We start from the raw sequence: 7,790 nt of genomic DNA on the forward strand, positions 1-7,790 counted from the left end.
CTGAGTTGAATTAAAGCCGGGAGGCGAATCATCTGGTTCGCCTCCCGTTTTTTGTGCGCGATGCTCCCTGCACAACTGCTGAACCGGGAAGACAAATCCTCTTGAGGCCGATCAGTAGTATCGGCAGGGGCACTAAGCGATCAAGGCCGGATTACGGACTTTCGATCAATAATCGATGTCGTCGGCTTCGATCGCCTCTTCCATGATCAGATCATACCGCTGGCTGGCATCTTTACCGAACAACTGGGAGAAGGTTGCGTCCGCATCCAGCTGACTGTCGATATCGACTTTCAGGAGCACCCGCTTTTTGGGATCCAGGGTCGTCTCTTTCAGTTCCTTCGCGGTCATCTCACCCAGACCTTTGAAGCGGCCGATTTCATACTTGCGGTTCGCCGGCAGAGACTCGATGATCTCTTCCTTCTGCACATCATCCTGGGCGTAATATTTCTCGGTCCCTACACTGATGCAGTACAGAGGCGGCTGGGCCAGGAAGAGCTTGCCCTGTCGAATCAGCTCCATCATGTGACGGAAGAAGAACGTCAGCAGCAGTGTGCTGATGTGGTAACCGTCGCTGTCAGCATCCATCAGGAGGATAATGCGGTTGTAACGCAGGTTGCGAATATCAAAGTTCGCACCGATGCCGGTGCCCAGTGTTTCGACCAGGTCTTTGATTTCCTGGTTCCCCATGATTTTGGAGACAGCCAGCGATTCGGTATTCAGAACCTTACCGCGTAAGGGAAGCACGGCCTGAATGCGGCTGTCTCGCCCCATCGCTGCGGTACCACCGGCGGACAGGCCTTCGACCAGGAACAGTTCCGACTCTTCCGGCTTGTTGGACCGGCAGTCCAGCAGCTTGCCCGGCAGGGTCGACTTGCGGTTGGAGGGTGTCTTGCGTCTGACTTCTTTCTGGGCATCGCGGCTGGCCATCCGGGCCCGGGCCGCCAGAACGATGCGCCCCACAACCGCGTCGGCGATTGAAGGGTTGTTGTTCAACCAGGTTTCCAGAAGCGGACGGACAATCCCTTCGACAAAGCCACTGACTTCCGGGTTATTCAGCTTCTCTTTGGTCTGCCCCTGGAACATCGGATCGTTATGGAACACCGAGATCAGACAGAGCACACCTTCGCGAATGTCGTCCGTCGAAATCAGGAGCCCCTTGTGCTTGATGTTATGCACGTCCATGTAGTTCTTGACCGCCTTGGCGATCCCCGACCGCAGCCCGCTTTCGTGCGTTCCCCCGGCATGGGTGCGGATACCGTTCACATAACTGCGCACCTGCTCGTCGGTCGCGTCGGTCCATTTCAGGGCCAGTTCCACGCGAATATGTTCGTCTTCTTTTTCCGCGTAAAACAGTTGTTCGTGTACCGGCTTCTTCTGCTGTTCGGTTGCCAGCTTGTCCAGGTAGCCACGAATCCCTTCCGGATGTGACAGTTCGTGTGTCTCTTTTTTGACTTCATCCCGGAACGTGATTTTCAGCCCGCCATGAATGAAGGCGATGTCTTCCAGGTGCTGGCGGATCGTGTCGGCGTTGAAGTGCACGCGGCGGAAAATGCTATCGTCCGGGCGGAAATGAATTTCCGTTCCATGCCCGCGGAATGGTTTAACCTTCTTTACCGGTGTCGTCGGTTTGCCCTTTTTATAGCGCTGCACATACTGGTGCCCGTCCCGGTAGACGGTCGCTACCATCTCTGAAGACAGTGCGTTGACCACAGATGAACCCACGCCGTGCAGACCACCGCTGCGGGCGTAGTTCTTGTCCGAGAATTTACCCCCGGCATGCAGGGTCGTCAGAATCAGTTCCAGGGCCGACTTCTTGGTCTTGGAGTGCTTATCGACCGGAATACCACGACCGTTGTCTTTGACACTGCACGACGCACCATCTTTATGCAGCGTGACCACAATCGTGTCCGCTTCATTGGCCAGGTATTCGTCGACCGAGTTGTCCACGATTTCCCAGAGCAGGTGATGCAGTCCGCGAATGTCTACACCCCCGATATACATCGAAGGCCGTCTGCGGACCGCTTCGAGCCCCTCCAGAACTTCGATGTCATCAGCGGAGTATTTTTTAGCGTCAGATGATTTTGCTGCCGTTGCCATAATTTTACTGGTCGTCTTTTCTCAATGAACTTGTAACTGAATTGTTTGTCTGCTCGCGATGGGAACATCGCCCCGCTGCAGGCTTATTCCTGTTCGATCTCGTCCCAGTCCACCACTTCGATGGGCGGATAGAGAATTTCAGCGAACCCGCTCCGCTGGCTGGTTTTGACCCCTTTACCGCCGCGGGACGTGACGCCGTACTTCATCTGGCCAAAAGTCATTTTCTTGCCACTGGTGTTGATGACCCGCAGACAGTCGCTGGGTCGCGTGAGCTGCAGGGCACCCATGACGGAGTCCCCTTTTTCCAGCTTGATCCCTTTGACTCCCTTACCCGGATTCGAGAGCAGGGCTGCTTCTTCGATCTCACAGTGTAACACACGGGCATCTTTGGTTGCGATAAACATCGTTTCCGCCTCATCCACCAGGCCGGCATAGACCACCCGGTCGTCTTTTCCGAGTCGACAGAATTTACGGCCCGCTTTCGTCGATGCCTGGCGGAACAGGCTGAACGAAATCCGCATGATCTGCCCCTTTTCGGTGACGATCAGCAGGTGCGGCGTAGGAATCGGCTCTTTCTTCGTCGCTTTATCTTCCGGTGTGAACCGGGCGTCTGTCGTAATCGCAGCGACCAGGCTTGCCCCGTCACCCATGCGGGCATGTTTCGAAAGCGGCTCGCCGTAACCCGAGGAGACCGGAACCTGCTCGATCGGCAGCGTATAGGCGACGCCATCACTGGAGAAGAACACCACATGATCCAGGGTGCTTCCTGGTGCGACATCCAGCACGCTGTCCCCTTCGCGGACACGCGTTTTGGCGAGCTCCCGGGTATCGCCTTTGGTCTGCAGCCGTCCGACGCGTTTGATCCATCCCTCGCGGGTGACCACCACGTTCGTGTTTTCTTTGACGATATACGCCTGCGGATCGAACTCGGTAATTTCGTCCGAAGAACCCAGCTTCGTCTGGCGTTTCTCGGGGAATTCCTCGCCCAGTTCTTTCAACTCGGTTTCAACCACCTTCCAGAGTCGTTTGTCGGAAGCCAGGATCTTGCGAATCCGGTCTGCTTCGGCCCGTTTCTCTTCCAGCTCCTCGCGGATCGTATTGATTTCCAGTTTCGAGATGCGGTACAGCTGCAGTTCCAGAATGGCCATGGTCTGGATTTCATCCAGCGGAAATTCGGCCATCAGCTTCTGGGCGGCATCCTGTTTCCCGTTACTGGCACGAATCAGTTTCAGGGCTTTATCCAGCCCGTTGAAGATGATTTCGAAACCTTCCAGGATATGGATCCGGCGTTCCAGCTGTTCCAACTGATATTCGAAGCGGCGGCGGACCGTAATGAAACGGAAGTCCAGGAAGTACTGTAACATCTCCCGCAGATCGCAACGGTGGGGAATCAGTACGTCTGAATCATCGGGAACCAGGCAGGTCAGGTTGACGGCGAAGTTCTGTTCCAGGTGCGTGTGCTTGTACAGGAAGGCCATTACCGTTTCAGGGTCGGCATCCGGCTTGATCTCCAGGACGATCTTCAGACCGTTCTTGTCGTCCGTTTCGTCGGCGACATCCAGCAGCTGGGGCAGCTTCCGCGATTCGACAATGCCCCCGATTTCCGACAGCAGAGATCCCGTTTCGACGGCATAAGGCACCGAATAAACGATCAGCCGCTGGGCATTTTTCGAACTGGCTTTTTTGTCTGTATCGATCTTCCACTCGCCCCGAATCTTGATCGGTCCGCGGCCATCCTTATAGACATTGGTGAGAGAGCGTTTGTCCGTGACGATCCGGCCTCCCAGCGGGAAGTCGGGACCTTTAATGTATTTCATTAATTGGGCCACGGTCGCATCGGGATGATGGATCAGATGCGTGCAGGCTTTGACTACTTCACCCAGATTGTGAGGTGGAATGTTCGTCGCCATCCCGACGGCGATCCCGTGTACTCCGTTAACCAGCAGGTTAGGGAAGCGGGCCGGCAGGACAACCGGCTCATTGCGGGTACCATCGTAGTTGGGACGCATTTCGACGGTCTGGTATCGCAGTTCATTCATCAGATGCTCTGCGATGCCGGTCAGACGGGCTTCCGTATAACGGGCAGCAGCGGCCGGTAGACCCATAATCGAACCGAAGTTCCCCTGACCATTGACCAGAGGGTTCCTCAGGTTGAAGTCCTGGGCCAGACGGACCAGGGCGTCATACACGGAAGCGTCACCGTGTGGATGGTAGTTACCCGTGGTATCACCACAGATTTTAGCGCATTTACGGGGCTTCGCATTGGCCACCAGACGCAAGTCGTGGTACATGACATACAAAATGCGGCGTTGTACCGGCTTCAGACCGTCCCGGACGTCAGGCAACGCCCGGGAAGTGATGACTGACATCGCGTAGTTCAGATAGCGACGTCGCGTGACCTCACTGATGGGAACATATTCAATACGGTCCGTTTCAACGCTGGCGTTTCCGTTGGTGCCATTCTCTGCGCCGTTACTGGCTGATTTTCGTTTCGCCAAGAGTCTCTCCAAAACTTCGATTACCCGTCCCGACTGAAGGTCAGCAGACGACCATCAGGTTATCGATCTCAGGCGGGCTTATTATTCAGAATTCGGGTCATTCCCGCTGGTAGTTTAAGAAAAATGTGTCGAATTTTATGTTTGTGAAAACATTGAGGATTGTATCTGTTAAAACGATTATTGAACAGATGAGGCCACTCGTAACCCGTTAAATAGACAATAATTCGGGAAAATAGGACGAATCGTCATCGTAGTTACAAAATGACTCATTCCGACGATTCCTGCCAGCCGAAATTTGGACTAGTGGCTTTCTTTTCGAGAGGGTCGCAATCTGGCGATTGAAACATACAAAATTGACCGGAACTCTGAAAAGTGAAAATTCATCTATTTCGGGGCTCGTTGCGGTCTTTGTGACATGACTCAGCCACAACGGGGAACCAGTACCGGTTCAGACACAAGACATTTGAACATTATAATTGACTGACGGAGGTCCGACGAGCCTTCGCCGCAGTCTCATTGGTGGATTAACCACAATAAAATCCAGGGAGGGATTGTTATGGCTCAGACGAGTCTGAAGGTAACCCTGCTCACAGGACTGTTACCGGCGTTTATTCTGATGGCGCCGGCACTACATGCTGCTGAGCCAGGTGCGGTCAATAATGCCGTTGTGCAGCAGGAAGTCCAGTCGAGTACGTCCAAATATAATCCGGTCAGCTGGTTCAAAAGAACATTCAGCCGCTCCAAGGATCAGTCGGCTGACGTCAAGCAGGTCGCTCACGAACAGCAGGCAGCTCCCCAGCAGTCCAGCCAGAAAGTGTTCGTCAAGCGTCCTACTCTCGGACGTCGTGCTTCGGGATATGGTCCGATTCAGCAGGTCAGCAATCAGCCGCGGATCATTACCTCCACACCGGCTCCCTTTAACAATGCTGTCCAGGCACGACCCATCAGCCACGGACACTTCAAAGACCATAAACATTACAAAGCCGCTCAGCCCATGCCATCGATGGCTGGTATGAACGTCCTGCCCGGATACCCGCAGCTGGGCGCTCCCATGTATCCCAGTCCCAAACCGGGGATTCCTGATTACGTCGGACGGACCATTATCACCAACCAGGCGTTCTCTCCGCATGAGATGCTCTATCCGCATGAGTACAACGCCATGTATGGCCCTTACTTCTACAACGTCAAAGGGGGCTGGATCTGGACTCCCTTCGGTATGCGTTCCCACGAACGCTGGGAACTCGAAGGTACCCGCGTCAACGTGAAGTACAAATCAGATTTCGGATTTTTCCCCAAGTTCATTCCTCCTATGGTGAGATAACGGCCTCTCACGGAGCGTTGTTGCAACCGGAAAACGTTTATCACGCTGAGCCATTCACTCAGAGATACGATCAGGAAGTTATAAAATGCACAAGTTAACTTATAAAATCGCAGGGCTCGTCGCAGTCGCCGGCATTATGACGGTTCTCTCTGCTCAGGGCCTGCATGCAGGTGAGCCTGGTGGCCTGAAACTGAATCAGAAACAGGCTGCTCCCATTCAGCAGGTGGGCTACCTCAAAGATAAATGTGGTTGTAAACACAACCATGTCTACTCCTACTCGAACGGTGCTACGTACTCGGGTGGTGGTGACTGTCCGCACTGTCGGACTTCAGCCGGCATCGGAAAACGCGGATCGCTTCGCGAATTCTTCCGTTGCAAATTCGGTTATTTCATTCCCACCGGCTGCGGTGGTAAAGGCTGTGCTCCTATCGGACACTACAAAATGACCTACGCCGTCGATCCTTACTACTTCGATGGTCGCGACGGACAGCTGTACGGTGCTCAGGGCTATGGCGTTCCTGTGGCTGTGCCTCTGGCTCCGACTGTACGTCAGACTTACAACTACGGATGGGGCGTTCCCTCCAGCCGCATTACTCCCATTTCTCGCATCGTTCAGTAATTTAAAACCCAGTAGCCTTTATCGGGTCCAGGAAGATTCACATGAAAATCTTAAGCGTGCAAAGCCTTGCGATTCTGGCAGTAACCGGCGTCATGCTCCATACTGTGACAGCAAGTGCTGAAGAGAAAACAACCGCCGGCGCGGGACAGATCCAGCAGGTCGGTCATCACGTGCGAGGTGGTGGCTACGGCTATAACTGCCCCCCCGGCTATTCCGACCGCTTTGACGGGGACGGCGTCTATCGCAACTACAACTCACGCGAAGGCTGGGCCTTCCTGAGAAAATGTCATACTTCACCCGGTCATGGCTGGTGTCCTCCTTCCGCTCAAATGATTCAACGCACCCCCGTGCAGTATCAGCGGTACTACTCGAACCAGTACATGGGACAGCCCGGCCCCACCGGACCGGCGAACTACCCGCAGATCTACATGCCTACCGATACCACCCAGCTCGGTTTCTACTACCAGAGTGTACCGACCTGGCAACCACGGGCCGGCATGATTCCGCCGCCACCCGATCCAAGCATGTACCACACACGTGACTGTCGTGCCTGCCGCGGACATGGCTGCAAGCACTGTCGCGGTCATAACTACTACGGACAGGGACCGGTTTACTACTCCACCGGTGCCCCCGTCGAAGCTCAGCCGGAAGCCGCTCCTCAGCAGCAGGAAGAAACTCCTGCTGTACCGCCAGAGCCTTCCAAGCTGAACCAGGCTTCTTACGAGAAGTAATTCTGAACCCCAATTCAGAAACGATTTCGTCAACATCAGACACCAGAGCCACTCCTGAACTTCAGGCAGTGGCTCTGGCTGTTTACCTGGGGTGCAAACCTGCTCTTGACCACACCCCGCCACCACGTATCCTCTTCCCCCTCTGGCTCGCGCGCGAGGCAGGTCAGCGATCACCGGAACACGTTGCACCAGTGACTCATCACCACCGGAATCACCCTCCATTTTCACCCCCTCTTCACGGGAACATCTCGCACCGCTGTTCTCACTACAGTGAATAAACGCCTCAATTTTCAGGGCAATTCGAGACAGAACCGGGACACAGCAGGACAAAAACCCGGACCAATCAGGACAAAATCCGGTCACACCAGGACAAAATTCTGTCTTGACTCCCCCGTCCCCTTCACCATGATTCAATAACTTCAGACAGCGCTCCTTCCTTCCCATCGTGAGCGGCAAAGCGCTAGTAACTCCGATTACAAATAGTTTCCCACCAAAGCAAATTGTTGCCATTGCTTCCTGGTTTT

5 protein-coding genes are annotated in these 7,790 nt (G+C 54.5%); 3 read left to right on the forward strand and 2 right to left on the reverse strand.

The annotated features are described in order from the left end of the window. Positions 1–165: 165 nt before the first annotated feature. Positions 166–2,097, reverse strand: coding sequence for a DNA gyrase/topoisomerase IV subunit B (locus FYZ48_RS17990; RefSeq protein WP_149342857.1), 1,932 nt, complete (start codon positions 2,095–2,097; stop codon positions 166–168). An 83-nt stretch (positions 2,098–2,180) separates the two neighbouring features. Continuing rightward, positions 2,181–4,595 (reverse strand): DNA gyrase/topoisomerase IV subunit A, encoded by a 2,415-nt coding sequence (locus FYZ48_RS17995; RefSeq protein ID WP_149342859.1) that lies wholly within the window; start codon positions 4,593–4,595, stop codon positions 2,181–2,183. Positions 4,596–5,151: 556 nt separating this feature from the next. Here FYZ48_RS17995 and FYZ48_RS18000 point away from each other — a divergent pair. The 3 genes from FYZ48_RS18000 to FYZ48_RS18010 all read left to right on the forward strand — a co-directional run bounded on the left by FYZ48_RS18000 (position 5,152) and on the right by FYZ48_RS18010 (position 7,266). Continuing rightward, positions 5,152–5,916 carry a hypothetical protein gene (locus tag FYZ48_RS18000; protein ID WP_149342861.1) on the forward strand — a complete coding sequence of 255 codons (765 nt, stop codon included), beginning with the start codon at positions 5,152–5,154 and terminating at the stop codon, positions 5,914–5,916. Between the two features lie 85 nt (positions 5,917–6,001). After that, positions 6,002–6,535, forward strand: a complete 534-nt coding sequence (locus tag FYZ48_RS18005; protein ID WP_149342863.1) for a hypothetical protein — start codon at positions 6,002–6,004, stop codon at positions 6,533–6,535. 41 nt (positions 6,536–6,576) lie between these two features. After that, positions 6,577–7,266: a hypothetical protein gene (locus FYZ48_RS18010; RefSeq protein ID WP_149342865.1), complete on the forward strand. Its 690-nt coding sequence runs from the start codon at positions 6,577–6,579 to the stop codon at positions 7,264–7,266. Positions 7,267–7,790 lie beyond the last annotated feature (524 nt).

This window comes from Gimesia chilikensis, from assembly GCF_008329715.1.
In the GTDB taxonomy this organism is placed as follows: domain Bacteria; phylum Planctomycetota; class Planctomycetia; order Planctomycetales; family Planctomycetaceae; genus Gimesia; species Gimesia chilikensis.

What these genes read in the sequence shown, in the direction of transcription:
- FYZ48_RS17990 (WP_149342857.1), bottom strand. Translation starts at nt 2,097, where the DNA reads ATGGCAACGGCAGCAAAATCATCTGACGCTAAAAAATACTCCGCTGAT.
- FYZ48_RS18000 (WP_149342861.1), top strand. Translation starts at nt 5,152, where the DNA reads ATGGCTCAGACGAGTCTGAAGGTAACCCTGCTCACAGGACTGTTACCG.
- FYZ48_RS18005 (WP_149342863.1), top strand. Translation starts at nt 6,002, where the DNA reads ATGCACAAGTTAACTTATAAAATCGCAGGGCTCGTCGCAGTCGCCGGC.
- FYZ48_RS18010 (WP_149342865.1), top strand. Translation starts at nt 6,577, where the DNA reads ATGAAAATCTTAAGCGTGCAAAGCCTTGCGATTCTGGCAGTAACCGGC.